We start from the raw sequence: 25,256 nt of genomic DNA on the forward strand, positions 1-25,256 counted from the left end.
CTAGCACGGCCCCGCCTGCTAAACTGCGCAGCTACGCCAAGGTGCCAAGAGAATCAAGCCATGCAAAACCCACAGAACCTGATTTGGATCGATCTGGAAATGACCGGTCTGAACCCTGACACCGACGTCATCATCGAGATGGCGACCATTGTCACCGACAGCAATCTCAACACCTTGGCCGAAGGTCCGGTGATCGCCATCCACCACAGCGACGCCGTGCTCGCCACCATGGACGAGTGGAACACCCGCACCCATGGCAACTCCGGTCTGACTCAGCGTGTGCGCGACAGCCGAATCAGCATGGCCGAAGCCGAAGCCGAAACCATCGCCTTTCTGGAACAGTGGGTGCCCAAGGGCAAATCGCCGATCTGCGGCAACAGCATCTGCCAGGACCGCCGCTTCCTTTATACCCACATGAAGGCGCTGGAAAGCTACTTCCACTACCGCAACCTGGATGTGTCCACGCTCAAGGAACTGGCCGCGCGCTGGGCGCCGGAAGTCAAAGACAGCTTCCATAAAGGCAGCACCCATCTGGCGCTGGATGATATTCGCGAGTCGATCGCCGAGCTGCAGCATTACCGCAAGCATTTCATCAAGGCTTGAAATGGGGGCGGCTGACCGGGCGCCATCGCAGACAAGCCAGCTCCCACAGTTGAATGTATTCCCAGGTCCAAATGTGGGAGGGGTGCTTGCCCCCGATGCAGGCAACTCGTTTTATCGCCAAGCGCCCCCTTTTGGTGCCATCAGCAAATGATTAGACTGCCGGCCTCTTTGCAAGGATCGCCATCATGCTGCTGATGCTCTACCTCATCGCCATCACCGCCGAAGCCATGACCGGTGCCTTGTCGGCTGGTCGGCGCGGCATGGACTGGTTTGGTGTGGTGCTGATCGCTTGCGTAACGGCGCTGGGCGGCGGCTCGGTGCGCGATGTGCTGTTGGGGCATTACCCGCTGACGTGGGTCAAGCATCCGGAATACCTGGTGCTGACCTCGGTGGCGGCGCTGGTGACGATCTTTATCGCGCCGCTGATGCGTCACCTGCGCTCGCTGTTTCTAGCGCTGGACGCCGTAGGCCTGGTGGCCTTCACGCTGATCGGCTGCATGACTGCACTGGAAATGGGCCACGGCATGCTGGTGGCCTCGGTCAGCGGGGTGATCACCGGCGTCTTCGGCGGCATTCTGCGGGATATCTTCTGCAACGACATTCCGCTGATCTTCCGCCGTGAGCTGTACGCCAGCGTGTCATTTCTGGCCGCCTGGTTCTACTTGCTCTGTCTGTATATGGAATTGCCCAGCGAGCAAGCAATTCTGCTGACCCTGTTCAGCGGCTTTCTATTGCGCCTGCTGGCGATCCGTTTTCACTGGGAAATGCCCAAATTCGTCTACAACGACGACGTGCACTAGCGCGTAGCGTGTTGGTTCAGCGCCCATTCCACATGTTCGCGCACCAACTCCGACGGGTAATCCCTGCGTGCCTTCAAGGCTTCCAGCACCGGAATGCTTGACGGCGCATTGCCCAGGCCCACCGCGAGGTTGCGCAGCCAGCGCTCGTAGCCCGCGCGGCGCAGGGGTGAGCCTTCGGTGCTGCTGAGGAATTTATCCTCGTCCCACATAAACAGTTCGGCCAGTTCTGCGTTATCCAGGTTATGCCGTGGCTTGAAATCGCCCTCGGCGGTGGATCGAGCGAAACGATTCCACGGACAAACGATCTGACAGTCATCACAACCGAACACCCGATTGCCGATCAATGGGCGCAGGTCTTCAGGGATCGCGTTCTTCAGTTCAATGGTCAGGTAGGAAATGCAGCGCCGGGCGTCCAGCACATAGGGACCGACGAAGGCATTGGTTGGGCAGATATCCAGGCAGGCGGTGCAGCGGCCACAGTGTTCGGTGCTGTGTGGCTCATCGACCGGCAGCGGCAAATCGACGAACAGTTCGCTGAGGAAGAAATAACTGCCGGCCTTGCGGTTGAGTACCAGGGTGTTTTTACCGATCCAGCCCAGGCCGGCTTTTTCGGCGATGGCTTTTTCCAGTACGGGGGCGCTGTCGACGAACGCACGAAAGCCAAATGGGCCGATCTGTGCCTGAATGCGGTCGGCCAGTTGCTGTACGCGTTTGCGGATCAGCTTGTGGTAGTCGCGGCCCAGGGCGTAGCGCGAAATGTAGGCTTTTTCCGGCTGGGCCAGCAGTTGCGCCATTTGTGTGTCGCCAGGCAGGTAGTCCATGCGCAGCGACACCACGCGCAACGTGCCGGGCACGAGCTCGTCGGGATGGGAGCGCTTGCTGCCATGGGCGCCCATGTAGTCCATCTCGCCGTGGTAACCCGCGTCTAGCCAACGTTGCAGGTGCTGTTCATGCTCGGCCAGGTCCAGGCCGCTGATGCCGACTTGTTGAAAGCCCAGTTCGCGGCCCCAGTCTTTGATCGATTGGGCGAGGGCGGGCAGATCGGAGGTAATAGCGGGCATGAGACACGGGAAACCACAGGTTAGATGCGTATAATTCTGCCAGACATCGGAGCTTGAAGACGCATGCCGCAGACAAAACACGAAATAACCGACGTTCAGTCCTTGTTGCCCGGCCATTTGCCGCAACTGGCTGCGCGTTCCCCGGACGCCCATAAAGGCCAGTTCGGCCATTTGTTGGTCATTGGTGGCGACCGCGGCTTTGGCGGCGCTGCGCTGTTGAGCGCGGAAAGTGCCTTGCGCAGCGGCGCCGGCATGGTGTCCCTGGCCACTCGCCTTGAACACGTGCCTGCCGCGTTGGCCCGCGTGCCTGAGGTCATGAGCGTGGGCGTGAGTTCGGCGAACCAGCTTATGGGCTTGCTGGAAAAAATCTCGGTAATCGTTATTGGTCCGGGGTTGGGTGAGGCGTCCTGGGGTAAAAGCCTGCTATCGGTTGCCGCCAACGCGCTGCTGCCGCAGGTGTGGGACGCAGACGCGCTGAATCAGCTTGCTACCGGCAATATGAGTCTTCCGAGCGGTAGCGTGATTACGCCGCATCCGGGCGAGGCTGCGCGCTTATTGGGCATTTCTACAGCCGAGGTTCAGGCCGATCGCCTTAAGGTGGCGCGCGCGTTGAGCCAGAAATTCAGTGCAGTGGCTATCCTCAAGGGTGCTGGCAGTTTGATTGCCTGCCCCGATGGACGTGTTTCCCGTTGTGATCAGGGGCATCCAGCGATGGCCACAGCGGGCCTTGGCGATGTACTGGCCGGGCTGGTGGGCGCGTTAATGGCCCAAGGCATGCCTGCTTATGAAGCGAGCTGCCTGGCTGTGTGGTTGCACGCTACGGCGGGGGACCGCCAGGGCAGCCTGGGTCGCGGCTTAGCTGCCAGCGATCTGATACCGGCCATTCGTCAATTGTTGGAGGAGCAATCGCCGTGCCTGAAGTAATCCTTTTCCTGGCCAATGAAGACGCCATGGTCGCGCTCGGTCATCGTATTGCACAGGTCACAGGCGCAGCCGGGCTAATCTTTCTCGAAGGTGACCTGGGGGCGGGCAAGACGACGTTGTCCCGAGGCATCATTCGCGGTTTGGGGCACGCAGGGGCGGTGAAAAGCCCAACGTTCACTTTGGTCGAGCCCTATGAGATCGGTGCGTTGCGTGCTTTCCACTTCGACCTCTATCGTTTGGTCGATCCCGAAGAGCTGGAGTACATGGGCATCCGTGATTACTTTGACGAAGACGCACTGTGCCTGATCGAGTGGCCAGATAAAGGCACAGGCTTTTTGCCAAAGCCGGACCTGACCATTACCATTACGCCGCGTGAATCAGGACGTCAGCTGAAGTTGTTGCCCCAGAGTGCGCGCGCAGAGTCGTGGTGCGCCGCTTTGGCATTGGAATTCAAATAATTGGTGGGGTTAGGTATGCGCTTTCGCGCGTTGGTTGCTGTCGTAGGGGTGTTGCTTGCGGCAATGACTGTCAATGCTCTGGCTGCTTCACAGGTGAAAAGTGTTCGCCTGTGGCGAGCACCGGATAACACGCGACTGGTGTTCGACCTGTCTGGCCCGGTCCAGCACAGCGTCTTTACTCTCACGGCGCCTGATCGCCTGGTGATCGACATCAACGGTGCGACCCTGGCCGCGCCCCTCAAAGTGTCTACTGCCAATACCCCGATCACCGCCATGCGCTCGGCCCAGCGAACGCCCACCGATTTGCGCGTTGTCATCGATCTGAAAAAAGTCGTGACGCCGAAAAGCTTCTCCCTGGCGCCGAATGCCCAATATGGCAACCGACTGGTGGTCGACTTGTTCGACAACGCTGCCGATGCCGCACCGCCGCCTGCTCCAACCCCGAGCGTGGCAACGGTGCCTGCCGTGCCTGTCAGCCCGTCGCAACCCCAGGTCAAGTTGCCACCGCCGCCACCGGCCCCGGCTGGCAAACGCGACATTATCGTAGTGATCGATGCCGGCCATGGTGGTGAAGACCCGGGTGCTTCCGGCTCACGCGGCCAGCATGAAAAAGACGTGGTACTGGCTATCGCCCGTGAGTTGCAGCGTCAGATCAACGGTATGAAAGGCTATCGCGCCGAACTGACCCGTACCGGCGACTACTTCATTCCGCTGCGCGGCCGTACCGAAATCGCCCGTAAGAAAGGTGCCGACCTGTTTGTGTCGATTCACGCCGATGCTGCGCCGTCGTCCGCTGCGTTCGGTGCCTCGGTGTTTGCGTTGTCTGATCGCGGGGCCACGTCCGAGACTGCTCGTTGGCTGGCGGACAGCGAAAACCGTTCCGACTTGATCGGTGGTGCCGGCAACGTGTCCCTCGATGACAAGGACAAGATGCTCGCTGGCGTTCTGCTCGACCTGTCGATGACCGCTTCGCTGACTTCCAGCTTGAATGTCGGCCAGAAGGTCTTGAGCAACATCGGTCGCGTGACTTCGCTGCACAAGCAGCGTGTGGAACAGGCCGGGTTTATGGTGTTGAAGTCTCCGGACATCCCATCGATTCTGGTGGAAACCGGGTTCATCTCCAACGCCAACGAAGCCTCCAAGCTGGCCAGCGCCAGCCATCAGCAGGCGTTGGCGCGTTCCATCAGTGCCGGCGTGCGCCAGTTCTTCCAGCAGAACCCGCCGCCGGGCACTTACGTCGCTTGGCTGCGTGACTCCGGCAAGATCGCCCAAGGCCCGCGTGACCATCGCGTGCAGCCCGGCGATACCTTGGCGATGCTTGCGGTGCGTTTCCAAGTCTCGGCCGCGACGTTGCGCAGTGCCAACAACCTGAAGACCGATGAGTTGAAAGTCGGTCAGGTGTTGACCATCCCAGGCACAGAATTGGCGGCGCAGTAATGAGCGAATCTACCTTGAACAGCGGGTCGCGCATTGAGTTGCTCAGCCCACGCCTGGCTAACCAGATTGCTGCGGGTGAGGTTGTTGAGCGCCCTGCATCGGTGATCAAGGAGCTGCTGGAAAACAGCATCGACTCTGGTGCAAAGCGCATCGATGTCGATGTGGAGCAGGGCGGTGTCAAGTTGTTGCGGGTACGTGACGATGGCAGCGGCATCTCTTCCGATGACCTGCCCCTGGCCCTGGCCCGTCACGCCACCAGCAAAATCCGCGATCTGGAAGACCTTGAGCGGGTCATGAGCCTGGGCTTTCGCGGTGAGGCTTTGGCTTCGATCAGCTCCGTGGCCCGTCTGACCCTGACATCGCGCACCCGCGATGCCGAGCAGGCCTGGCAAGTGGAAACCGAAGGCCGCGACATGGCGCCTCGGGTCCAGCCGGCCGCACACCCGGTGGGCACCTCGGTGGAAGTGCGCGACCTGTTCTTCAACACCCCGGCGCGGCGCAAATTCCTCAAGGCCGAGAAAACCGAATTCGATCACCTGCAAGAAGTCATCAAGCGCCTGGCCCTGGCCCGCTTCGACGTGGCCTTCCATCTGCGGCACAACGGCAAGACCATCCTCAGCCTGCACGAGGCTCATGACGACGCCGCGCGCGCTCGGCGAGTGTCTGCGATTTGCGGCGGCGGGTTCCTGGAGCAGGCGCTGCCGATCGAGATCGAGCGCAATGGCCTGCGTCTGTGGGGCTGGGTTGGCTTGCCGACCTTCTCCCGCAGCCAGGCTGACTTGCAGTATTTTTTCGTGAATGGCCGTGCGGTGCGCGACAAACTGGTGGCCCACGCGGTGCGTCAAGCGTATCGCGACGTGCTGTTCAACGGGCGTCATCCGACATTTGTGCTGTTTTTTGAGGTCGATCCCTCGGTCGTCGACGTCAACGTGCACCCGACCAAGCACGAAGTACGTTTCCGTGATGGGCGCATGGTGCATGACTTCCTCTATGGCACCTTGCACCGCGCGCTGGGCGATGTGCGCCCGGACGATCAACTGTCGGCTCCGATAGTGACCGCTGTGGTGCGTCCGAGCGGTCCCGAAGCGGGTGAGTTCGGCCCCCAGGGCGAAATGAGCCTGGCGGCCAACCTGCTGCAATCGCCGCAGTCGCAGCCTGCCTACACCGCACCGGGGTCTGGGGCTGGCGCGGGCTATCAATACCAATACACCCCGCGCCCGCAATCGACCGTGCCAGTGGCCGAGGCCCAGGCGGCCTACCGCGAATTCTTCGCGCCTCTGCCAGGCGCCGAGCCGGGCGCAGTCGCCTTGCCGGAGGGTGGCGGTGATATTCCTCCGCTGGGGTATGCGCTGGCGCAGCTCAAAGGCATCTATATCCTCGCGGAAAACGCTCATGGCCTGGTGCTGGTGGACATGCACGCCGCCCACGAGCGGATCATGTACGAACGCCTGAAAATCGCCATGGCCAGCGAAGGCCTCAGCGGTCAGCCGCTGCTGGTGCCGGAGTCTCTTTCCGTCAGTCAGCGTGAAGCCGATTGCGCCGAAGAGCATCACAGCGTGTTCCAGAAACTGGGCTTTGAACTGCAACGTCTGGGCCCGGAAACCCTGGCGATCCGCCAGATTCCCGCGCTGCTCAAGCAGGCCGAAGCCAACCGGCTGGTGGCCGACGTGCTGGCGGACCTGATGGAGTACGGCACCAGTGACCGTATTCAGGCACACATCAACGAATTGCTCGGCACCATGGCCTGCCACGGCGCCATCCGCGCTAACCGGCGCCTGGCCTTGCCGGAAATGAACGGCCTGTTGCGCGACATGGAAAACACCGAGCGCAGCGGACAATGCAACCATGGCCGGCCGACCTGGACCCAGATGGGCCTGGACGATCTGGACAAACTGTTCTTGCGCGGCCGTTGATGAGTGCCCTGCCCCCCGCGATCTTCCTGATGGGCCCTACGGCCGCCGGTAAGACCGACCTGGCCATTGAGCTGACCAAGGTGTTGCCCTGCGAGCTTATTAGTGTCGACTCTGCCCTGGTTTACCGGGACATGGACATCGGCACGGCCAAGCCGTCTAAAGCGCAATTGGCTCAGCATCCGCACCGCCTGATCGACATCATTGACCCGGCCGAGAGCTATTCGGCCGCTGACTTTCGTACCGACGCCTTGGTCGCCATGGCCGAGATCACCGCGCGGGGCAATATTCCGCTGCTGGTGGGCGGCACGATGCTCTATTACAAAGCCTTGCAGGAAGGTCTGGCGGATATGCCGCCGGCCGACGCTCATGTGCGTGCGGAGCTCGAAGAAGAAGCTGCACGCTTCGGTTGGCAGGCTCTGCACGATCAGTTGGCTGCGGTTGATCCAGTCTCGGCCGCGCGCATTCACCCTAACGATCCCCAGCGTCTCAGTCGCGCCCTGGAAGTCTGGCGTGTCAGCGGCCAGACCATGACTGAACTGCGGCTTAAACAAAGTGCGCAAAGTGCTGACGCAGGCGCATCTGGACAGTCACAATTGCCCTATACTGTGGCGAATCTGGCCATCGCTCCGGCAAATCGCCAGGTGCTGCATGAACGAATTGCACAAAGATTCACAATTATGTTGGAACAGGGGTTTATCGACGAGGTCGTAGCACTGCGTTCCAGAGGTGACCTGCATCCAGGGTTGCCTTCGATACGTGCTGTAGGCTATCGCCAAGTCTGGGATCATCTGGATGGCAAGCTGACGTCAGCCGAAATGCAGGAGCGCGGAATCATTGCCACGCGCCAATTGGCGAAACGCCAGTTCACTTGGCTGCGCAGCTGGAGCGATTTGCACTGGTTGGACAGCCTGGACAGCGACAATCTGTCACGCGCCTTGAAATACTTGGGAACGGTCTCCATATTGAGCTGAGTCCTTGCAATTGCCGTCTATCCTTGGGGGTGTGACGGCCTTGAGCTATCTATTTTCCGATTTTTTATTATTGATCCTTAAAGGAGTGCGGCACATGTCAAAAGGGCATTCGCTACAAGACCCTTACTTGAATACTTTACGTAAAGAGAAAGTTGGGGTTTCCATCTATCTGGTCAACGGTATCAAGCTTCAAGGCACGATCGAGTCGTTCGACCAGTTCGTGATCCTGCTGAAAAACACCGTCAGCCAGATGGTTTACAAGCACGCTATCTCGACAGTCGTTCCAGTTCGTCCAATCCGTCTGCCTAGCGCAGCTGGTGACGAACAAGGTGACGCTGAGCCAGGTAACGCCTGATAGGAGTCTCCTTTGTTCTTTGAGCGCCACGGTGGTGGTGAGCGAGTAATCCTCGTTCACTTGGATGGACAGGACCCTGAGGCGCGCGAAGATCCGCAGGAGTTTCAGGAGTTGGCAAATTCGGCCGGCGCCGAGACCGTTGCGTTTTTTAACGTGCCGCGTCATCGGCCAACCGCCAAATTTCTGATTGGCAGCGGCAAGGTCGAGGAATTGCGCGACCTGGTCCACGCCGAAGAAGCCGATCTGGTGATCTTCAATCACACCCTCACGCCCAGTCAGGAACGTAACCTCGAACGTGTTTTCGAGTGTCGCGTGATCGACCGTACCGGCCTGATCCTCGATATTTTCGCCCAGCGCGCCCGTACCCATGAGGGCAAGCTCCAGGTAGAACTGGCCCAGCTTGACCACATGAGCACCCGGCTGGTTCGCGGCTGGACTCACCTTGAGCGTCAAGGTGGTGGTATAGGCATGCGCGGCCCGGGTGAAACCCAGCTCGAAACCGACCGACGCCTGTTACGGGTTCGCCTGCGTCAGATCAAGGGGCGCCTGGAAAAAGTGCGCAGCCAGCGCGAGCAATCGCGACGCGGGCGTTCCCGAGCGGATATCCCTACTGTGTCCCTGGTGGGCTATACCAACGCAGGCAAGTCCACGTTGTTCAACAACGTGACCAAATCCGACGTTTACGCAGCCGACCAACTCTTCGCCACCCTCGATCCGACCTTGCGCCGTTTGGACATTGACGACCTCGGCCCGATCGTCCTGGCTGACACGGTAGGTTTCATTCGTCACTTGCCCCACAAGCTGGTCGAGGCATTTCGGTCTACGCTCGAAGAGTCGAGCAATTCCGACCTGCTGTTGCACGTGATCGATGCGGCCGAACCGGATCGCATGTTGCAGATTGAGCAGGTGATGGTGGTGCTGGGCGAGATTGGTGCCCAGGACTTGCCGATCCTTGAGGTGTATAACAAACTCGATTTGCTTGAAGGCGTTGAGCCACAAATCCAGCGCGACGAGAACGGCAGGCCCCAACGGGTATGGCTGTCGGCGCGTGATGGCAGTGGTTTGGAGCTGCTTGAACAGGCCATTGCCGAATTGCTCGGCAGCGATTTGTTTGTCGGCACCTTGCGCTTGCCTCAGCGTTTTGCTCGACTGCGTGCACAGTTTTTCGAGCTGGGCGCGGTACAGAAAGAAGAACACGACGAAGAAGGTGTCAGCTTGCTGGCCGTTCGGTTGCCGCGCTCGGAGCTCAATCGGCTGGTCAGCCGTGAAGGTGTAGTCCCGACAGAGTTCATCGAACAACACACTTTGCAATAAAAGCCTCCGAAAGCGGTTGTGCCGCAGTAGCAGGCATTCTGTAGCATTGGTCGGCGCGCCGTGGGCGCGTCTTTGCTTTATCAGATGGAGAGCGCTATGGCTTGGAATGAGCCGGGTGGCAACTCGAATAATCAGGATCCTTGGGGTGGTAAGCGCCGCAATAATGGCGACCGCAAGGGGCCACCAGATCTCGACGAGGCCTTCCGAAAGCTGCAGGAAAGCCTGAATGGGTTGTTCGGTGGTGGAAAAAAACGTGGTGGTGACGACGGTGGTCGCACAAGCAAGGGCGGCGGCTATGGCCTGCTGGGCCTCGGTCTTGTCGTGCTGGCGTCCGTATGGCTGTACAGCGCAGTCTACGTCGTGGACGAGCAGGAGCAGGCCGTGGTGCTGCGCTTCGGCAAGTACTACGAAACGGTCGGGCCGGGTCTGAATATCTACTTCCCGCCGATCGACAAGAAGTACATGGAGAATGTCACGCGTGAGCGTGCCTACACCAAGCAGGGCCAGATGCTGACCGAAGACGAGAACATCGTCGAAGTGCCGCTGACCGTGCAGTACAAGATCAGCAACCTGCAGGACTTCGTGCTGAACGTTGATCAGCCGGAAATCAGCCTGCAGCACGCAACCGAAAGCGCCCTGCGCCACGTGGTGGGTTCCACTGCGATGGACCAGGTGCTGACCGAAGGTCGTGAATTGATGGCCAGCGAGATCAAGGAGCGCCTGCAACGGTTCCTCGATACCTATCGCACCGGCATCACTGTCACTCAGGTAAACGTACAGAGCGCAGCTGCACCGCGCGAAGTGCAGGAAGCCTTCGATGACGTGATCCGCGCCCGTGAAGACGAGCAGCGTTCGCGCAACCAGGCTGAAACCTATGCCAACGGCGTTGTGCCGGAAGCTCGTGGTCAGGCCCAGCGTATCCTTGAGGATGCCAACGGTTACCGTGACGAAGTGGTTTCCCGCGCCAAGGGTGAGGCGGATCGCTTTACCAAACTGGTCGCCGAATACCGCAAAGCTCCTGAAGTCACCCGTGAGCGTCTGTACCTGGACACCATGCAGGAAGTCTTCAGCAACACCAGCAAGGTCCTCGTGACCGGCAGCAAGGGTGGGCAGAACAACCTGCTGTACCTGCCGTTGGACAAGATGATCGAAGGTGGTCGTAGCAGCACCAGCGCACCGGCCTCCGGCTCCAATGCCGCTGCCAACGAAGCGAGCGCCCGTGCCGCCGCTGACTTGCTGCAACAGCAATCACGTACCAGGGAGAGTCGTTGATGAGCAATAAATCGCTGACAGCCCTGATTGTGGGCGTCGTCGTGGTCATCGCTGCCTGGAACTGCTTCTACATCGTGGCTCAGACCGAGCGTGCGGTGCTGCTGCAATTCGGTCGCGTGGTTCAGGCGGATGTCCAGCCGGGCTTGCATGTGAAAGTGCCCTACGTCAACCAAGTGCGCAAGTTCGACGCCCGCCTGATGACCCTGGATGCACCGACACAACGCTTCCTGACCCTGGAAAAGAAAGCTGTGATGGTTGATGCCTACGCCAAGTGGCGCGTCAAGGATGCCGAGCGCTTCTACACTGCGACCTCCGGCCTCAAGCAGATTGCCGACGAGCGTTTGTCGCGCCGTCTGGAATCGGGCCTGCGTGACCAGTTTGGTAAGCGCACTCTGCACGAGGTGGTATCCGGTGAGCGTGACGCACTGATGGCTGACATCACGCGTTCGCTCAACACGATGGCGGAAAAAGAGCTGGGTATCGAAGTGGTCGATGTTCGGGTCAAGGCTATCGACCTGCCTAAAGAAGTGAATCGCAGCGTGTTCGAGCGAATGAGCACCGAGCGTGAGCGGGAGGCTCGTGAGCACCGCGCCAAGGGTAACGAGCTGGCTGAAGGTATCCGCGCGGATGCCGACCGTCAGCGTCGCGTACTGCTGGCAGAAGCCTATCGCGAGTCTGAAGAGGCCCGTGGTGATGGTGATGCTCAAGCTGCGGCGATCTACGCCAAGGCGTACGGCCAGGACCAGGAGTTCTACGCGTTCTACCGTAGCCTGCGCGCCTATCGTGAAAGCTTCGCAAACAAAACCGACGTCATGGTGCTGGACCCAAGCAGCGACTTTTTCCGCTACCTGGAAAAGTCCAAGTAATCAGCCTGTGATTTTGTAGGGCGCACTCCGTCGGGCGGCTAAAATGCCTGGCGGGGTGATCCTTTCAGAAAACGGGTGTATGATGCGGCAGCCGGGAAATTCCCGGCTTTTTTGCGTCTGCGTGTTTGATTCGGCAGGCGTGACAGGTTTTTCGAGGAAAGTGCCCGACGAGGCCGTTTACAGGCCGTTCGTCACGTCGCTCTTGCGCGTGGTTTATGCAGGGGGCGGGTATTTTCTGCTTCACTCAAGGCTCGGCCGAGGGCTGGCCGCCCGGATCAAAGGGGAATGGCGTAATGGCAACGGTAGACCGCTGGCTGCTGCCAGATGGCATCGAAGAAGTACTGCCACCAGAAGCTGCGCGCATTGAAGTAGCGCGTCGCCAGGTGTTGGATCTGTTCCAGAGCTGGGGTTACGAGTTTGTCGTAACTCCTCATATCGAGTACCTGGAATCCCTGCTGACCGGCGCGGGCCAGGACCTGGATCTGCGCACCTTCAAGGTCATTGATCCGCAATCGGGCCGGCAAATGGGCTTTCGGGCAGACATCACGCCGCAGGTGGCGCGCATCGATGCGCACACCCTGCGCCGCGAAGGCCCTAGCCGTCTTTGCTACGCCGGTAGCGTGCTGCATGCTCAGCCGCGTGCCTTGTCGTCTTCCCGTAGCCCTATCCAGCTGGGCGCCGAGTTGTACGGTGATGCCAGCCCGAGCAGCGACGTTGAAGTGATCAGCTTGATGCTGGCCATGCTGCAACTGGCTGACGTGCCTGATGTCCACATGGACCTGGGTCACGTCGGTATCTACCGTGGCCTGGCCCGTGCGGCCGGTTTGTCCGGTGAGGTAGAGCAACAGCTGTTCGATGCCCTGCAGCGTAAGGCTATCGATGAAGTAATCGCACTGACCGAAGGTGTGCCTGCCGACCTGGCTGGCATGCTGCGCGCGCTGGTGAATCTGTGCGGCGGCCGTGAAGTGCTGGCAGCTGCGCGTGAACGCCTGGCCAATGCGCCTGCGCCGGTACTGGCGGCGCTGGATGATGTGCTGGCGATTGCCGAGCAGCTGTCGGCACGTTTCCCTGATTTGCCGCTGTACTTTGATTTGGGCGAGCTGCGCGGTTACCACTACCACACCGGTGTGGTGTTTGCGGTGTTTGTTCCGGGCGTTGGCCAGGCCATCGCCCAAGGCGGTCGTTACGACGATATCGGCGCCGACTTCGGTCGTGCGCGTCCGGCGACTGGCTTCTCCACCGATTTGAAAACCCTGGTGACCCTGGGGCGTGCTGAGGTCGAGCTGCCGTCTGGTGGCATTTGGATGCCCGACAGTACGGACGCAGCACTCTGGCAGCAGGTTTGCCAGTTGCGCAGTGAGGGTCAGCGTGTTGTCCAGGCCTTGCCTGGCCAGCCATTGGCCGCCGCCCGTGAAGCGGACTGCGACCGGCAATTGATTCTGCAGAACGGGCTTTGGCAAGTATCGCCACTGGCTTCTTGAGTTTTCCTGCCGGCCATCGCCGGCACCAAGTTTGCGCGAATGAGGACAAGTGTTATGGGTAAGAATGTCGTAGTCCTGGGCACCCAATGGGGTGATGAGGGCAAAGGCAAGATCGTTGATCTGCTGACCGAACATGCTGCCGCCGTAGTGCGCTACCAAGGTGGCCACAACGCTGGCCATACCCTGGTCATCGATGGCGAAAAAACCGTCTTGCACCTGATCCCGTCGGGCGTCTTGCGCGAAGGTGTGCAGTGCCTGATCGGCAACGGCGTGGTGGTTGCACCTGACGCCCTGCTGCGCGAGATCATCAAGCTGGAAGAGAAGGGCGTACCGGTGCGCGAGCGCCTGCGTATCAGCCCATCCTGCCCGCTGATCCTGTCCTTCCACGTTGCGCTGGACCAGGCCCGTGAAAAGGCCCGTGGCGAGCTGAAGATCGGTACGACCGGTCGCGGCATCGGCCCAGCCTACGAAGACAAAGTTGCACGTCGTGGCCTGCGTGTGGGCGATCTGCTCAACATGCCGCGTTTTGAAGACAAGCTGCGTGAGCTCGTGGACTACCACAACTTCATGCTGGTCGGTTACTACAAAGAGCCAGCCATTGAGTTCGACAAGACCCTGGCCGAGTGCAAGGAATACGCAGAGCTGCTCAAGCCGCTGATGCTGGACGTGACGGCCGAGCTGCACGACCTGCGTCGCGCTGGCAAAGACATCATGTTCGAAGGCGCCCAAGGTTCGTTGCTGGACATCGACCACGGCACTTACCCGTACGTGACCAGCTCCAACACCACCGCTGGCGGCGTTGCGACCGGGTCTGGCGTTGGCCCGATGTTCCTGGACTACATCCTGGGCATCACCAAGGCTTACACCACGCGCGTAGGTTCGGGCCCATTCCCGACTGAGCTGTTTGACGAAGTCGGTGCGCACCTGGCCAAACAAGGTCACGAGTTCGGTGCTACCACCGGTCGTGCCCGTCGTTGCGGCTGGTTCGACGCCGTTATCCTGCGTCGTGCTATCGATGTGAACAGCATCTCGGGCATCTGCTTCACCAAGCTGGATGTACTCGACGGTCTGGAAACCATCAACATCTGCGTCGGCTACAAAGATGCGGAAGGCAATGATGTTGCTCCGACTGATGCTGACAGCTACGTAGGCTTGCAGCCTGTGTACGAAGAAGTGCCGGGCTGGACCGAATCGACCGTGGGTGCTAAGACCCTGGAAGAGCTGCCGGCCAACGCCCGCGCTTACATCAAGCGTGTCGAAGCGCTGATCGGTGCGCCGATTGACATTATTTCGACGGGCCCGGACCGCAACGAAACTATCGTTCTGCGTCATCCGTTCGCTTAATAAGCTGTTGATGTAAAAAGCAAAGGGCTCCTTCGGGAGCCCTTTTTCGTTTCTGTTTGCGAGGCGGCACGACCCTTGCTGTGTTTCTCTTTTTCGCGGTGCTATCAAATTAATGGCACCCGTGGTGGAGGGATTCTTGATGTCTGCCGTTCTGTCGTTGTTACAAAGTCGTCTGTTGCGACCGGTCTTCGTTACCTTGGGTATCGCCCTTTTGGTGCAAGTGCTGGTGGCGGTCGCTCTAACCCGGAGCACCGTCACTGCACTGGAAGCTGATTTGGGTAATCGTCTGGGTGTCGATAGCCAGAAGCTGTCTGGTGAGTTGGCCCAAGCCGGTAAGGAGGTCACGTCAAGCCTCGATAGCTTGTCTGCCAGCACTCGGCAACGTCTGACGGCAGGGCTTTCCACACGCCTGCAGGAAGAGCAGAAGCAGCTGCGTGCGACCCTGGAAAAAGACTTGAAGGATTCCGCCAACGACATGGCGCAGCTGCTGGCTTCGGTGGCGCCCCGCGCCATGTGGGACAGCGACGTACCTACATTGTCCGAGTTTGCCCGACGGGCCCAGCGCAATCCCAACGTGCTGTTTGTGGTCTACGACGACGCAGCGGGTGAGCATCTAACCCGTTACCTGAATCGCGAAAATCCGATCAACAAGGCGCTGCTGGAAAAAGGCCAAGGCGACCGCGCCTTGGACAAAGTGCTGAATGCCGCGAAAAACGACCCTTCGGTGTTCTACGTTGAGGCCTCCATCAGCCCCAATGGCGTAGAAATCGGCAAAGTGCTCATGGGCGTGTCGACTGCTTCGGTAGAGGCCGACCTGCAAGCACTGGACAAGCGCTTTGCCGCCCTGATTGCCAGCGGTGATCAGTTGGTCGGCGATAGTCTCAAAGGCGCCGCAGCCGACAGTGCGGCGGCCATGGGTGCTCGCCTGCAGTCGGCACAGGCCACTGCGACCCAGATGACTGCCAACACCACCGAGGCCGTGCAGGAGGCCGCGGGCACGCTGCGCTGGCGTATCGGCATGGGGTTGGCCGTAGTGGGTTTCGGCGTATTGGTGTTGATCGCTGTCGTGCTCGGTCGCCGCGTGGTCAATCGCCTGAAGTTGTTGATTGCCGCTATGGATGATCTGGCGGCGGGCGAGGGGGATCTCACCAAACGCGTGCAGATCAGCAGCAAGGACGAAATCGGCGACATGGCCTCAGCGGTCAATCGCTTTGTGGATAAGTTGCAGCCCATCGTGCGCGAGGCGGGCGATGTGGCCCAGCGTACCGGTGTGGAGATTGGTGCCATGACCTTGCGTAATGCCGGTGCTGATGCGGCGGCTGGCTTGCAGCGCGACGAAGTGGCCGAGAGCTTGCGCGCGTTGTCGCAGATGGCCGACGAAGCCCAGGCCGAAAGCCACGCCATGCAGGCGGCATTGCAACAGGTCGTCGATATTCGCCATGCCACGGATGAAAACTCACGCACTTCGGCTGAAGTCGGCAGCTTGATCGAGGCGTTGGCGGGGCAGGTCCAGGCCGGCTCCCAGGTGATCGAACGGCTGGCTCAGCAAAGTGAGCAGATTGAAGTGGTGCTGACGGTAATCCATGGTATTGCCGAGCAAACCAACTTGCTGGCGCTCAACGCGGCCATTGAGGCGGCACGCGCTGGTGAGACCGGGCGCGGTTTTGCGGTGGTGGCGGACGAAGTGCGTGCGCTGGCCAGTAAAACCCAGAGCTCCACCGGTGATATCCAGGCGCATATCGTGGCGTTGCAACAGGGCGCGCGTGAGGCTGTGGAAACCATTGGCAAGGCCGGGCGCCAGGCCAGCGAAGGTTTACTGGTGCTGCGTGAAAGCGAGCGCTTGCAGCAGACGGTGCAGGCTTCTGTAGAGCAGGTGCATGCCGCGATCGGCTTGGCTACCCGTGCGGCTGAGCATCAGGCCCAGGGCGCCCATGCAGTGCGTGGTCGGGTGGAGGTGATCCATGCCCAGGCTGAGCGTGCCGCGCAGGCGGTGGTGGAAACGACCGCCAGTGGCAAAGTCCTGGATGGGTTGGCGGCGCAGTTGAAGGCGAGCTTGGGGCAGTTTCGCGCTTAGCATTGCCTCAATAGCGGTTTCAGCGACTCAGATACATCCGCGTCGTGAGCAGATACACCGGCAGCCCCGACACCAGTATCAACAGCGCCGCATAAGGGGCTGCCGCCGCGAATTCCACATTGGACGTATGCGACCATACCGCCGTGGCGAGTGTGTTTAGCCCAGTCGGGCTGAGCAGCAGCGTCGCCGTCAATTCCTTCATCGCATCCAGGAACACCAGCGCAAACGCTGCCCCCAGCGCCGGGAAGATAATCGGCAAAGTCACTCGGCAAAACGCACTGAACGACGAAGCACCCAGTGTGCGCGCTGCTTCCTCCAGCTGCGGCGCGGCCTTATTCAAGGCGGTGCGAATCGGCGCCTGAGCCAGTGGCAAGAACAACAGCGCATAGGCGATCAGCAACAACGCAGACGTCTGGTACAGCGCAGGCACGTAATGCAAGGCGAAATACACCAGCGTAAGCGCAATCACCAGGCCGGGCAGCGCGTGCAGCAGGTACGGCAGACGCTCAGCCCAGATCGCCAGTTTGCCTTTATAGCGCACCACCAGCAGGCCGACCGGCACGGCCAGTACCAGGCACAACGCTGCACCGCCCAGGGACAGCGCCAGCGAGGACAGAAGCGCTTCGCCAATTTCTGCCACTGGAAAAGCCGCCGACGAACCCGCGGCCAGCCAGTAGCCGAGCATGCCCAGCGGAATCCCACTACCGATGACCGCCAATGCCAGGCAGTACACCTGGCCGAGTGGCGCCCACTTGCCCAATCGAACCTGCTCGGCATGCCGCGCCGCGCCTTGGCCGATACGTACATGTCGGCCCTTGCCGCGCACGCGCAGTTCCAGCCACAGCAGGGTAAGGCACATCACCAGCAGTACCGCTGAAAGCATCGCAGCGTTGGCGTTGCTGAATTCCAGCTCGAACTGCTGGTAGATCGCGGTGGTGAAGGTTTGCAAGCCGATGATCGAAAGCGCACCGAATTCCACCAGCATATGCAGCGCGATCAGCAGTGCCCCGGCCAGCAGCGATGGCCACAGCAGCGGCAACGTAATGCGCAGAAAAACTGCCCAGCGATTGAGGCCCAGCGTGCGAGCAGATTCTTCAAGGGAGGGGTCAAGGTTACGCAATGTTGCTGCCACTGGCAGAAACACTAGCGGGTATTTGGACAGGCTCATCACCAGGATCGCCCCGCCCAGCCCTTCGAAGTTGGCGCTCAGGGACACCCAGGTAAAGCTGCTGACAAACGCAGGGACCGCAAACGGCAGGCACAGGATCACGCCCCATATGCGTCGCCCTGGCAGGTTGCTGCGTTCCAGCAGCCAAGCCAGGGACAGGCCGATCACGCCGCAGGTTACCGTTACCCCAACCATCAGCGCCAAGGTGTTGCGCAGCAGCCTGAACACATAAGGCCGCCACAGCAGATGCACCGCCTCCGCCCATCCAGCTTGCCAGGCTTTAAGGCCGACATAGGCCAATGGAAGCAGGCTCAGGCTAACCAGAAACAGCACTGGAAGCAGCAGCCAGATTGACGGGCGTTTGCGTCGAGGGCTCAATCCCCCGCGCAGGGCGGTGGCGGGTAGCGATGGGTTCATCAGTTCAAGCCAACATCACGTTCCAGCTCCAGCGCTTCTTCGGCGTTGCCAAGGTCCGCAGGCGTGACTTTTGGCGGTTGCAGCTCGCTGAAAGGCTTAAGGCCTCGGTTGGATTCCATGCCTTTGCGCAGCGGGTATTCCGCGGAGGTGTTGGTGATGACCCGCTGGCCTTCTTCACTGGCCATGAACGCCAGCAGTTGTTGGGCTTCCTTGGGGTGCTTGCTGGATTTCAATGCGGCAGCGGACGACACGGTAATCAGGCCGCCGGCATCGCCGTCGGTGAAGTAATGCAGCTTGGAGTCCAGGTTGGTTTTTTCTTTCTTGAGGGCAAACCAGTAATAGTTGTTCACCAGTACGGTGGCCACTTCGCCGTTCTCCACGGCTTTAAGGGCGACCATGTTGTTGCTGTAAACCTTGCCAAAGGCGCGCAGGCCGGTCAGCCATTCTTCAGCTGCCTCTCGACCGTGCAATTTGATGATTGCCACGGCCTGTTCTTGGAACGCGCCGCTGGTGGGCACGAAACCGACCTTGCCTTGCCACTCGGGGCCGGCGAAATCCAGCACGGATTTGGGCAGGTCTTTCTCGGCAATCAGTTTCGGGTTGAAGGCCACGACGCGGGTGCGCGCAGTCACGCCCATCCAGTCGCCGTTGCTGCCGACGTAATCTTTGGGCAGCACGTCGAGGGTGCTCCCGTCGATCTTGGCCAGCAGGCCTTGCTCGCCGAGTTTGTTCAGGGGAGGGGATTCTTCGGTGTAGATGACGTCGGCGGGAGAGCGGTCGCCTTCTTCCACCACCTGGCTGGCCAGTTGGTTGCTACTGCCTTTGCGTACGTTGACGTGAATGCCGGTCTTGGCTTCGAAAGCCTTAGCGAGTTCGTCGCCGACTTCTTTGTGCTGGCCGTTGTATAGGGTCAGGGAAACTTTGTCGGCAGAGTAGGCCGCGGGCGAGAGCAGGGCCAGGCCGAGCAGAGTGATGGTAAGGCCACGCAGAAGGGATGTCTTGGGGCGGGTATCGCGGATCATCATCCGGGGTGTTCCTCACTTGTAAGCAACAAATTCTTACAAGGATAAACGATAAAACTTCTCAAGTGCGACCCAGGAGGGAATCACCTGCAAAGTTTCAGCCCCAGAAACGAAAAAACCCGCTTTCGCGGGTTTGATCTGAATTTGGTGCCCAGGAGAAGACTCGAACTTCCACGACCTTGCGATCACCAGCACCTGAAGCTGGCGTGTCTACCAATTTCACCACCTGGGCATCATCAACAACGTTGCCGTCGTCGATGGCGCGCACTATACGGAGAGGCTTATAAGCTGTAAACCCCTGCTATGAAAAAAGCCTGGAATATTTCGCCAATGGTCGTGCAAGGTGCGCAGCGAGGGCCATTAAGGGCTTTAAAACGCTTGTTGATGCCTGAAATTTCCCGTTTCAATACGCGTATGCCAAACTAACCCACATATAGACAAGGTGAAAACTCTCTAATGGCCGATTGGCAGTCCCTCGATCCCGAGGCCGCTCGTGAAGCGGAAAAATATGAAAACCCTATTCCTAGCCGCGAACTGATCCTGGCGCATCTCGCCGATCGGGGTTCGCCTGCTAGCCGCGAGCAGTTGGTTGAAGAATTCGGTCTGACCACCGAAGACCAGCTTGAAGCCCTGCGCCGCCGATTGCGTGCCATGGAGCGCGACGCTCAACTGATCTACACCCGCCGTGGCACTTACGCACCTGTGGATAAGCTCGACTTGATCCTTGGCCGCATTGCCGGTCACCGTGATGGCTTCGGCTTCTTGATCCCGGATGACGGTAGTGACGACCTGTTCATGAGCCCGGCGCAAATGCGCTTGGTGTTCGATGGTGACCGTGCCTTGGCGCGCGTTTCCGGCCTGGACCGTCGCGGTCGCCGTGAAGGCGTGATCGTCGAAGTGGTGTCCCGTGCCCACGAGTCCATCGTTGGTCGTTACTTCGAAGAAGGCGGTATTGGCTTTGTTGTGCCGGATAACCCAAAGGTCCAGCAGGAAGTGCTGATTACCCCGGGCCGCAATGGCGCTGCGAAGGTCGGTCAGTTCGTTGAGGTGAAAATCACCCACTGGCCTACTGCGCGCTTTCAGCCTCAGGGCGACATCGTTGAAGTTGTCGGCAACTACATGGCGCCGGGGATGGAAATCGACGTCGCGCTGCGCACCTACGATATTCCTCACGTCTGGCCTGAAGCTGTGCTGAAAGAAGCCGCCAAGCTCAAGCCTGAAGTTGAAGAAAAAGACAAAGAAAAACGCATCGATCTGCGCCATATGCCGTTTGTCACTATCGACGGCGAAGATGCTCGCGACTTCGACGATGCGGTCTACTGCGAAGCCAAGCCCGGCAAGTTGCGTCTGTTCTCTGGCGGCTGGAAGTTGTTCGTCGCGATTGCCGACGTGTCCAGCTATGTGAAGATCGGTTCTGCACTGGATAACGAAGCCCAGGTGCGCGGCAACTCCGTGTACTTCCCGGAGCGCGTGATCCCGATGCTGCCTGAGCAATTGTCCAACGGGCTGTGCTCCCTGAACCCGAAAGTCGACCGTTTGGCCATGGTGTGCGAGATGACTATCTCGAAAACCGGCGAAATGACCGACTACCAGTTCTACGAAGCGGTGATCCACTCCCAGGCGCGCCTGACCTACAACAAGGTCAGTACCATTCTGGAACAGCCGAAAACAAGCGAAGCCAAGGCTTTGCGTGGTGAGTACGGGCATGTCGTGCCGCACCTCAAGCAGCTTTACTCGCTGTACAAGGTGCTGTTGGGTGCTCGTCATGTGCGTGGCGCGATCGATTTTGAAACCCAGGAAACCCGTATTGTCTTCGGTTCCGAGCGCAAGATCGCCGCAATCACCCCGACGACCCGTAACGATGCGCACAAGCTGATCGAGGAGTGCATGCTGGCGGCCAACGTGGCCACCGCTGAATTCCTGAAGAAGCATGAGATTCCTGCGTTGTACCGCGTGCACGATGGTCCTCCGCCGGAGCGTCTGGAAAAACTGCGCGCGTTCCTCGGAGAGCTCGGCCTGTCCCTGCACAAAGGCAAGGACGGTCCGACGCCGAAGGACTACCAGGCATTGCTGGCCAGCATCAAGGACCGTCCGGATTACCATGTGATTCAGACCGTGATGCTGCGTTCGTTGAGCCAGGCGGTGTACAGCGCCGACAATCAGGGCCACTTCGGCTTGAACTACGAGGCGTACACCCACTTCACCTCGCCAATTCGCCGTTACCCTGACCTGCTCACGCACCGCGCGATCCGCAGCGTGATCCATTCCAAGCAGAACACTCCGCACGTTAAGCGCGCTGGCGCCATGACCATACCGAAGGCACGGATCTATCCGTACGACGAGGCGGCCTTGGAGCAGTTGGGCGAGCAGTGCTCCATGAGCGAACGCCGCGCCGACGAAGCCACGCGCGACGTAGTGAACTGGCTCAAGTGCGAGTTCATGAAAGACCGCGTGGGCGAAACCTTCCCAGGTGTAATCACCGCCGTGACAGGCTTTGGCCTGTTCGTCGAGCTGACCGACATCTACGTCGAAGGCCTGGTGCACGTCACGGCCTTGCCGGGTGATTACTACCACTTCGATCCCGTGCATCACCGCCTGGCGGGCGAGCGCACAGGTCGCAGCTTCCGTCTGGGTGACACGGTGGAAGTGCAGGTCATGCGCGTCGACCTTGACGAGCGCAAGATCGACTTCGGTATGCCAGACAAGCCAGCCGAACCGGCGGGTCGTAAAAAGCGCGGCGTCGAAACCGCAGCGCCGACCGCCAAAGGCAAAGGAACTCCTGCGAAAGCAGCGGCCGCCGAGCCTGCGCCAGCCAAGGCTGGTCGCCGGTCCTCCGTCAAGGACAAGGCCCCCGAAGCCTACCGCCCAAGTGACGCAGCGGCGAAAAACGCCGAGCTGCGCAAGAGTCGCGAGTTGAAGCAGCAGTTGCTCAACGAAGCCAAAAGCGGTGGTAAAGCGGCGTCTGGGGGAAAGTCCCAAGGGGCGGAAAAGCCGTCGAGCAAACCCAGTAAACATCGTAAAGGCCCGCCAAAAGCGGGTTCGGCCCCCGCGAAAAGCGGCGGGTCGCGCAAACCTAAGGCCAAGTCATGAGTCTGGAAAAAATCTACGGCGTCCACGCCGTAGAAGCACTGCTGCGTCATCACCCTAAACGCGTCAAACAAGTGTGGTTGGCGGAAGGTCGCAGCGAGCCTCGCGTGCAGGCGCTGGTTGAGTTGGCCACCCAAAACAAGGTTGCCATCGGCCAGGCCGAGCGTCGTGAAATGGACGTGTGGGTCGAAGGCGTTCACCAGGGTGTGGTCGCGGACGTGAGTCCTAGCCAGGTCTGGGGCGAAGCCATGCTCGACGAGCTGCTCGACCGCACCGAAGGCGCGCCGCTGTTGCTGGTGCTGGACGGCGTCACCGACCCGCACAACCTTGGCGCCTGCCTGCGTTCGGCGGATGCTGCCGGCGCGTTGGCAGTAATTGTGCCTAAAGACAAGTCGGCTACCCTGACGCCGGTTGTGCGCAAGGTCGCCTGCGGCGCGGCGGAAGTGATTCCGTTGGTGGCCGTGACCAACCTGGCGCGCACTCTGGAGAAACTCCAGCAGCGCGGCCTGTGGGTCGTGGGTACGGCGGGGGAGGCCGAGGTCAGTATTTATGACCAGGACCTCACTGGGCCGACCATCCTGATCATGGGGGCTGAAGGTAAGGGTATGCGTCGTTTGACCCGTGAGCATTGTGATTATCTGGTGCATTTGCCGATGGCAGGCAGCGTCAGCAGTCTCAATGTGTCGGTTGCGACCGGCGTGTGCCTGTTTGAAGCTCAGCGTCAGCGTGGTGCCCAGGTCAAGGCCAAGGTGAAGAAGTAATTCTGATCCTGATATAGCGTCAAAATGTGGGAGGGGGCTTGTCCCTCGATAGCAGTGGTTCAGTTACAGCTGTTGTGACTGGCCCGCTGCAATCGGGAGCAAGCGCCCTCCCACATTTGTTTTTGTGAGGTGTGGGAGATTGTTCAAATAATCACCAATCACCTTGCGCCCGTTCTTCCCCTTCTCTACAATTGCGCCCCTTGCCCACTCGGCAGGCACGCATGTGCCTCCCTGCGGCAAGATCCATAAGTGTCATTCACTCCTTGTCTGACCGTTTTTGAGCGGCAGGCTACAACCCGTAAGGAGCATTCATGCGTCATTACGAAATCATCTTTTTGGTCCACCCGGATCAAAGCGAGCAAGTCGGCGGCATGGTTGAGCGTTACACCAAGCTGATCGAAGAAGACGGCGGCAAAATCCACCGTCTGGAAGATTGGGGTCGTCGTCAACTGGCCTACGCAATCAACAATGTTCACAAGGCTCACTACGTGATGCTGAACGTTGAGTGCACTGGCAAGGCCCTGGCCGAGCTGGAAGACAACTTCCGCTACAACGATGCAGTGATCCGTAACCTGGTCATCCGTCGCGAAGAAGCCGTTACCGGCCAATCCGAGATGCTCAAGGCTGAAGAAAACCGCAGTGAGCGCCGTGAGCGTCGCGACCGTCCTGAGCACGAAGGCGCTGATAGCGCTGATAGTGATGACAGCGACAGCAGCGATAACGCTGACGAGTAATCCACGGACCTTATTAAGGAGCCTATCAAATGGCACGTTTCTTCCGTCGTCGTAAGTTTTGCCGCTTCACCGCTGAAGAAGTGAAGGAGATCGATTACAAAGATCTCAACACTCTGAAAGCCTACGTATCCGAGACCGGCAAAATCGTTCCAAGCCGTATCACCGGTACCAAAGCACGTTATCAGCGTCAGCTGGCCACCGCTATCAAGCGCGCCCGCTTCCTGGCCCTGCTGGCCTACACCGACAGCCACGGCCGCTGAGACCGGGCAGTCGACAAGTAGTAAGGGATTGAATGCATGCGCGCCTTAGCTGAGTTCATCATGCGCGGTCGTGTGCAGGCCACTCTGGTAGTGGCTGGATGTGCAGTGTTGCCGATGTTGTTTTGGTTGAGTGCTGCTGCAGGTTGCCTTGTGCTTCTGCGGCGCGGTTCGGACGCTTTGAGCGTCCTGGGTCTAGGGTTGTTGTCAGTGTTGGTGAGCTGGCATTTCCTGCAAGACCCGACAGCGCTTCTTGTGCTGTTTGGGAGTTGTAGTCTGGCGTTGGTTTTGCGCGCTGGTCATTCCTGGAATCGTGTGCTGCTGGTCAGCACGGCCGTGGGGTTGTTGTGTGCGGTGAGCCTGGGGACCGTATTCGGTTCTTTCATCGAGTCATTGGCGCAGACGTTTCAACACGTTTTGCCGCTGGTGATGGGTGAGTCTTACGAGAAGTTCTCGGCGGATCAGAAAGCAGTTCTCGCTTCGTTGACAGTCCCGCTGTTGATCATTTCAACGTCGGTTTCGGTGCAGATCTTTAGTGTGTTGTGCCTGATTCTTGGGCGCTACTGGCAAGCGTTGTTGTATAACCCCGGAGGTTTCGGAAGCGAGTTTCGCGCAATCCGAATCCCCAAGCGCGTTGCGCTGTCACTGCTGGCCGTCATGTGTGTCGCTCCGTTTATCGGTTGGCACACCTTGATCTTGTTGCCGTTGTGCGGTGTACCGCTGTTCTTCGCTGGCCTGTCCTTGATTCATGGGTTGGTTGCGCAGAAAAAATTGGCCAGTTTTTGGCTGGTGGGGTTTTACGTCACTGTCTTGCCGCTTATGCACTTGATTGGTCCGTTACTCGTGGTCTTGGCCATTGTCGACAGCCTGATTGATTTTCGCGGACGTTCTGCGCCGAAAGACGCCGATAACGCGAACGGTGAAGGTTAAAAGTTAG

General features: G+C 59.6%; 22 protein-coding genes and 1 tRNA gene. 19 read left to right on the forward strand and 4 right to left on the reverse strand.

The features are described 5' to 3' along the window. Positions 1-60: 60 nt before the first annotated feature. Complete coding sequence (orn, locus tag BW43_RS04725) at positions 61-603, forward strand: oligoribonuclease (protein ID WP_024073074.1); 543 nt, start codon at positions 61-63, stop codon at positions 601-603. Between the two features lie 182 nt (positions 604-785). Beyond that, positions 786-1,403, forward strand: a complete 618-nt coding sequence (locus tag BW43_RS04720; protein ID WP_177326460.1) for a trimeric intracellular cation channel family protein — start codon at positions 786-788, stop codon at positions 1,401-1,403. Here BW43_RS04720 and queG read toward each other — a convergent pair. Then, positions 1,400-2,464: a tRNA epoxyqueuosine(34) reductase QueG gene (gene queG / locus BW43_RS04715; protein WP_032890472.1), complete on the reverse strand. Its 1,065-nt coding sequence runs from the start codon at positions 2,462-2,464 to the stop codon at positions 1,400-1,402. The two genes, BW43_RS04720 and queG, sit on opposite strands and share 4 nt — an antisense overlap. A gap of 63 nt (positions 2,465-2,527) precedes the next feature. Between queG and BW43_RS04710 the strand changes: the two genes are divergently transcribed. The 12 genes from BW43_RS04710 (at position 2,528) to BW43_RS04655 (ending at position 16,873) form a co-directional block, all read left to right on the forward strand. Continuing rightward, entirely contained in the window at positions 2,528-3,388 is an 861-nt protein-coding gene (locus BW43_RS04710; protein ID WP_032890474.1) for an NAD(P)H-hydrate dehydratase, read from the forward strand. Further along, complete coding sequence (gene tsaE / locus BW43_RS04705) at positions 3,376-3,846, forward strand: tRNA (adenosine(37)-N6)-threonylcarbamoyltransferase complex ATPase subunit type 1 TsaE (RefSeq protein ID WP_032890476.1); 471 nt, start codon at positions 3,376-3,378, stop codon at positions 3,844-3,846. The genes BW43_RS04710 and tsaE overlap by 13 nt, the downstream gene beginning before the upstream one ends. A gap of 15 nt (positions 3,847-3,861) precedes the next feature. Next, positions 3,862-5,283 (forward strand): N-acetylmuramoyl-L-alanine amidase, encoded by a 1,422-nt coding sequence (locus BW43_RS04700; protein ID WP_032890478.1) that lies wholly within the window; start codon positions 3,862-3,864, stop codon positions 5,281-5,283. After that, positions 5,283-7,196 carry a DNA mismatch repair endonuclease MutL gene (gene mutL, locus BW43_RS04695; protein ID WP_032890480.1) on the forward strand — a complete coding sequence of 638 codons (1,914 nt, stop codon included), beginning with the start codon at positions 5,283-5,285 and terminating at the stop codon, positions 7,194-7,196. The genes BW43_RS04700 and mutL overlap by 1 nt, the downstream gene beginning before the upstream one ends. Beyond that, a complete protein-coding gene (gene miaA / locus BW43_RS04690; RefSeq protein ID WP_032890482.1) occupies positions 7,196-8,167 on the forward strand; it encodes a tRNA (adenosine(37)-N6)-dimethylallyltransferase MiaA in 972 nt (323 codons plus the stop codon). Before mutL ends, miaA begins: the two co-directional genes overlap by 1 nt. Positions 8,168-8,261: 94 nt before the next feature. After that, the gene (gene hfq / locus BW43_RS04685) at positions 8,262-8,522 is read left to right on the forward strand and encodes an RNA chaperone Hfq (protein ID WP_003188059.1); all 261 of its coding nucleotides are present in this window, start codon (positions 8,262-8,264) and stop codon (positions 8,520-8,522) included. 12 nt (positions 8,523-8,534) lie between these two features. Next, positions 8,535-9,836 carry a ribosome rescue GTPase HflX gene (hflX, locus tag BW43_RS04680; RefSeq protein ID WP_032890483.1) on the forward strand — a complete coding sequence of 434 codons (1,302 nt, stop codon included), beginning with the start codon at positions 8,535-8,537 and terminating at the stop codon, positions 9,834-9,836. Between the two features lie 96 nt (positions 9,837-9,932). Beyond that, a complete protein-coding gene (gene hflK / locus BW43_RS04675; RefSeq protein ID WP_032890485.1) occupies positions 9,933-11,108 on the forward strand; it encodes an FtsH protease activity modulator HflK in 1,176 nt (391 codons plus the stop codon). Continuing rightward, a complete protein-coding gene (gene hflC / locus BW43_RS04670) occupies positions 11,108-11,974 on the forward strand; it encodes a protease modulator HflC (protein ID WP_010213607.1) in 867 nt (288 codons plus the stop codon). The genes hflK and hflC overlap by 1 nt, the downstream gene beginning before the upstream one ends. 293 nt (positions 11,975-12,267) lie before the next feature. After that, entirely contained in the window at positions 12,268-13,455 is a 1,188-nt protein-coding gene (locus tag BW43_RS04665) for an ATP phosphoribosyltransferase regulatory subunit (RefSeq protein WP_032890487.1), read from the forward strand. A gap of 54 nt (positions 13,456-13,509) precedes the next feature. Next, the gene (locus BW43_RS04660; protein WP_032890489.1) at positions 13,510-14,799 is read left to right on the forward strand and encodes an adenylosuccinate synthase; all 1,290 of its coding nucleotides are present in this window, start codon (positions 13,510-13,512) and stop codon (positions 14,797-14,799) included. 139 nt (positions 14,800-14,938) lie between these two features. After that, positions 14,939-16,873, forward strand: coding sequence for a methyl-accepting chemotaxis protein (locus BW43_RS04655; protein WP_032890491.1), 1,935 nt, complete (start codon positions 14,939-14,941; stop codon positions 16,871-16,873). A gap of 19 nt (positions 16,874-16,892) precedes the next feature. On the opposite strand, the gene BW43_RS04650 is transcribed toward BW43_RS04655, so the two are convergent. From BW43_RS04650 to BW43_RS04640, 3 genes are all read right to left on the reverse strand, one after another. After that, positions 16,893-18,458 (reverse strand): iron ABC transporter permease, encoded by a 1,566-nt coding sequence (locus BW43_RS04650; protein ID WP_032890493.1) that lies wholly within the window; start codon positions 18,456-18,458, stop codon positions 16,893-16,895. Further along, the gene (locus BW43_RS04645; protein ID WP_032890495.1) at positions 18,458-19,483 is read right to left on the reverse strand and encodes an extracellular solute-binding protein; all 1,026 of its coding nucleotides are present in this window, start codon (positions 19,481-19,483) and stop codon (positions 18,458-18,460) included. The genes BW43_RS04650 and BW43_RS04645 overlap by 1 nt, the downstream gene beginning before the upstream one ends. A 142-nt stretch (positions 19,484-19,625) precedes the next feature. Continuing rightward, positions 19,626-19,712, reverse strand: a tRNA-Leu gene (locus BW43_RS04640). 224 nt (positions 19,713-19,936) lie between these two features. On the opposite strand from BW43_RS04640, the gene rnr reads away from it, so the two are divergent. From rnr to BW43_RS04615, 5 genes are all read left to right on the forward strand, one after another. After that, positions 19,937-22,570 carry a ribonuclease R gene (gene rnr / locus BW43_RS04635; RefSeq protein ID WP_032890497.1) on the forward strand — a complete coding sequence of 878 codons (2,634 nt, stop codon included), beginning with the start codon at positions 19,937-19,939 and terminating at the stop codon, positions 22,568-22,570. Then, a complete protein-coding gene (rlmB, locus tag BW43_RS04630) occupies positions 22,567-23,328 on the forward strand; it encodes a 23S rRNA (guanosine(2251)-2'-O)-methyltransferase RlmB (protein ID WP_032890499.1) in 762 nt (253 codons plus the stop codon). Before rnr ends, rlmB begins: the two co-directional genes overlap by 4 nt. A gap of 311 nt (positions 23,329-23,639) precedes the next feature. Next, a complete protein-coding gene (gene rpsF / locus BW43_RS04625) occupies positions 23,640-24,062 on the forward strand; it encodes a 30S ribosomal protein S6 (RefSeq protein WP_003171371.1) in 423 nt (140 codons plus the stop codon). Between the two features lie 29 nt (positions 24,063-24,091). Continuing rightward, a complete protein-coding gene (rpsR, locus tag BW43_RS04620) occupies positions 24,092-24,322 on the forward strand; it encodes a 30S ribosomal protein S18 (RefSeq protein ID WP_003171373.1) in 231 nt (76 codons plus the stop codon). 36 nt (positions 24,323-24,358) lie between these two features. Next, positions 24,359-25,249, forward strand: coding sequence for a hypothetical protein (locus BW43_RS04615; protein ID WP_032890500.1), 891 nt, complete (start codon positions 24,359-24,361; stop codon positions 25,247-25,249). Positions 25,250-25,256: the final 7 nt, after the last annotated feature.

This window comes from Pseudomonas sp. RIT357 (assembly GCF_000632245.1).
GTDB classification, from domain to species: domain Bacteria; phylum Pseudomonadota; class Gammaproteobacteria; order Pseudomonadales; family Pseudomonadaceae; genus Aquipseudomonas; species Aquipseudomonas sivasensis.

What these genes read in the sequence shown, in the direction of transcription:
- orn (WP_024073074.1), top strand. Translation starts at nt 61, where the DNA reads ATGCAAAACCCACAGAACCTGATTTGGATCGATCTGGAAATGACCGGT.
- queG (WP_032890472.1), bottom strand. Translation starts at nt 2,464, where the DNA reads ATGCCCGCTATTACCTCCGATCTGCCCGCCCTCGCCCAATCGATCAAA.
- BW43_RS04710 (WP_032890474.1), top strand. Translation starts at nt 2,528, where the DNA reads ATGCCGCAGACAAAACACGAAATAACCGACGTTCAGTCCTTGTTGCCC.
- BW43_RS04700 (WP_032890478.1), top strand. Translation starts at nt 3,862, where the DNA reads ATGCGCTTTCGCGCGTTGGTTGCTGTCGTAGGGGTGTTGCTTGCGGCA.
- mutL (WP_032890480.1), top strand. Translation starts at nt 5,283, where the DNA reads ATGAGCGAATCTACCTTGAACAGCGGGTCGCGCATTGAGTTGCTCAGC.
- miaA (WP_032890482.1), top strand. Translation starts at nt 7,196, where the DNA reads ATGAGTGCCCTGCCCCCCGCGATCTTCCTGATGGGCCCTACGGCCGCC.
- hfq (WP_003188059.1), top strand. Translation starts at nt 8,262, where the DNA reads ATGTCAAAAGGGCATTCGCTACAAGACCCTTACTTGAATACTTTACGT.
- hflK (WP_032890485.1), top strand. Translation starts at nt 9,933, where the DNA reads ATGGCTTGGAATGAGCCGGGTGGCAACTCGAATAATCAGGATCCTTGG.
- hflC (WP_010213607.1), top strand. Translation starts at nt 11,108, where the DNA reads ATGAGCAATAAATCGCTGACAGCCCTGATTGTGGGCGTCGTCGTGGTC.
- BW43_RS04665 (WP_032890487.1), top strand. Translation starts at nt 12,268, where the DNA reads ATGGCAACGGTAGACCGCTGGCTGCTGCCAGATGGCATCGAAGAAGTA.
- BW43_RS04660 (WP_032890489.1), top strand. Translation starts at nt 13,510, where the DNA reads ATGGGTAAGAATGTCGTAGTCCTGGGCACCCAATGGGGTGATGAGGGC.
- BW43_RS04655 (WP_032890491.1), top strand. Translation starts at nt 14,939, where the DNA reads ATGTCTGCCGTTCTGTCGTTGTTACAAAGTCGTCTGTTGCGACCGGTC.
- BW43_RS04650 (WP_032890493.1), bottom strand. Translation starts at nt 18,458, where the DNA reads ATGAACCCATCGCTACCCGCCACCGCCCTGCGCGGGGGATTGAGCCCT.
- BW43_RS04645 (WP_032890495.1), bottom strand. Translation starts at nt 19,483, where the DNA reads ATGATGATCCGCGATACCCGCCCCAAGACATCCCTTCTGCGTGGCCTT.
- rnr (WP_032890497.1), top strand. Translation starts at nt 19,937, where the DNA reads ATGGCCGATTGGCAGTCCCTCGATCCCGAGGCCGCTCGTGAAGCGGAA.
- rlmB (WP_032890499.1), top strand. Translation starts at nt 22,567, where the DNA reads ATGAGTCTGGAAAAAATCTACGGCGTCCACGCCGTAGAAGCACTGCTG.
- rpsF (WP_003171371.1), top strand. Translation starts at nt 23,640, where the DNA reads ATGCGTCATTACGAAATCATCTTTTTGGTCCACCCGGATCAAAGCGAG.
- rpsR (WP_003171373.1), top strand. Translation starts at nt 24,092, where the DNA reads ATGGCACGTTTCTTCCGTCGTCGTAAGTTTTGCCGCTTCACCGCTGAA.
- BW43_RS04615 (WP_032890500.1), top strand. Translation starts at nt 24,359, where the DNA reads ATGCGCGCCTTAGCTGAGTTCATCATGCGCGGTCGTGTGCAGGCCACT.